We start from the raw sequence: 1,737 nt of genomic DNA, 5'->3' as shown, positions 1-1,737 counted from the left end.
TATCCCATTTCGGCCATTCCCAGAAGCGTTTTGCCATGTTATATCTGGCGTAACGGCCCGTATAGTACGGCTGCTCTTTTTCGCCTTTTTGATTGATATAGGCGATCGCATATTCGTCGGTCTCATTTGGCGTGAAGCCGAATTTTATATTAAATTTCTTATCGCGCTGCACGGAGTTATCGCGTCTGCCGCCGTCTTCGTTGCGAGTAACGCCCGGTTTAAAGTCGTGAGAGAGCTGCTGTCCCGCATCCTCCATATAGCTACCGCCGGCTTGCACGTAAAATAGCTCTTGCTTGGTGCCGATACTGAAATCAACGTTGTTGCCGTAGGTCTTGGCGTTTCTACCCGTCTCAAAGCCGTAGCCGACGCTACCTTCAAGTTCTTTTGTAGGTTTTTTGGTGATTAAATTTATCGCTCCGCCCATAGTGTTTGGGCCGTAGAGCACCGAGCTAGAGCCCTTTGAGATGTTGATTTGGCTTAGATCAAATGTCGTAAATCGTCCAAAGTCCGCGTTGCCGTCATACGGGATATAAACGGGAATACCGTCGATATAAAGCGGCACTCTGCGCGCGTCAAAGCCGCGAACGTAGAAATTTTGCTCTGCGCGCGGACCTTTTTTATCTACGTAAACGCCCGGCGTGCTGTAAGCGACCTCCGAGAGGCGCTTTATCTCGTCTCGTTGCAACTTTTGTTCGTCTAAAACTACGACGTTTGTGTCGCTTTTTTGTACGCCGCCTACACTTTCTACGACTTCGACTTGTCCTAGCGTAAATACTTCGCCGTGTAGCGCCATCGCAACACAGCAGGCGATCAGGCCAATCCTTTTCATTAGCAACTCCTTGAAAATGAAATTTTTATTATATATTTTGTAAAATACGTTTTGAACGAAGTTAATATTATTAAAATATAAAAAGTTAATTTTATTTTACACATAGTTAAATTTGACTTAAAAATCGAGGTTTTTAAAATGAAATTTAAATTTCTACTTTGCATCGACGACACGGATGAGCTTGGCGGCGAAATTTCTACGGGCCTGCTTGCCGAAGAGATCGCCGCGTTTGCGGGCTCGTTCGCGCCAGTTTCATTCGTCACGCGCCATCAGCTCTTGCTCGATCCTCGCATCAACTACACCTCGCACAACAGCTCTATGTGCCTTGAAGCCCGGCTTACCGAGTCGCAAAAGCAGCGCGTGCTGGATTTCGCGCTCCAGCTGCTAGAGTGCAAAAGCGCGCCGAGTGCGGAGCCCGGCATCGCGGCGGCCTTTGAAAAAGATATCGAAAATGCGCAAGAGCTAATAAGTTTTGGCAGAAGCGCAAAGGAGATATTTTTAAGCACGGAGCGGGCATTTGAGACGGCGCACAAACAAAACGTATTTTTAAAAGAGCTAAAAAGCGGCGCTAGCGGCGTCATCGGCGCACTTGCCGGTATCGGGCTTAGGCTTAGCGGAAACGACGGTAAAATCAGGGGCAAATTTGAACTAAAAGAGTCAAATTTGAGCGTGGCCGAGCTTTTGGGATTAAATTTTATCGAGGCGGTCGCGGATGAAAATTTTAAACCTCTATCGCCTGACGAGAGCGTAAATTTAATCGGCGCGCTAAAGCCGGTATTTTTGGATTTTAAGGCGACTTTGCTCGTTAAAAAAGAAGCTGGCGGCGACTTTAGAAATTTAAGCGTAAAAGAGCTTCGGGGGTTTTGATGCGCGCAAATTTTAACGAAAAAGGCGAGTTTAGATTCGGC

Annotated in this window: 2 protein-coding genes; one reads left to right on the top strand and one right to left on the bottom strand. The window is 47.0% G+C overall.

Annotation, left to right across the window (positions count from 1 at the left end; all coding sequences use genetic code 11):
* On the bottom strand, window positions 1–829 hold an 829-nt coding region (locus Q0338_RS04555; protein ID WP_298085723.1), incomplete at its 3' end, for a TonB-dependent receptor plug domain-containing protein.
* A 138-nt stretch (window positions 830–967) separates the two neighbouring features.
* Here Q0338_RS04555 and Q0338_RS04550 point away from each other — a divergent pair.
* Complete coding sequence (locus tag Q0338_RS04550; protein ID WP_298085722.1) at window positions 968–1,696, top strand: hypothetical protein; 729 nt, start codon at window positions 968–970, stop codon at window positions 1,694–1,696.
* Window positions 1,697–1,737: the final 41 nt, after the last annotated feature.

The sequence above is a fragment of the uncultured Campylobacter sp. genome (genome assembly GCF_938018145.1).
GTDB lineage: Bacteria > Campylobacterota > Campylobacteria > Campylobacterales > Campylobacteraceae > Campylobacter_A.
The sequence above is the reverse complement of the archived record's forward strand: the minus strand, read 5'-3'. Positions and strand labels throughout refer to the sequence as shown.

What these genes read in the sequence shown, in the direction of transcription:
- Q0338_RS04550 (WP_298085722.1), top strand. Translation starts at nt 968, where the DNA reads ATGAAATTTAAATTTCTACTTTGCATCGACGACACGGATGAGCTTGGC.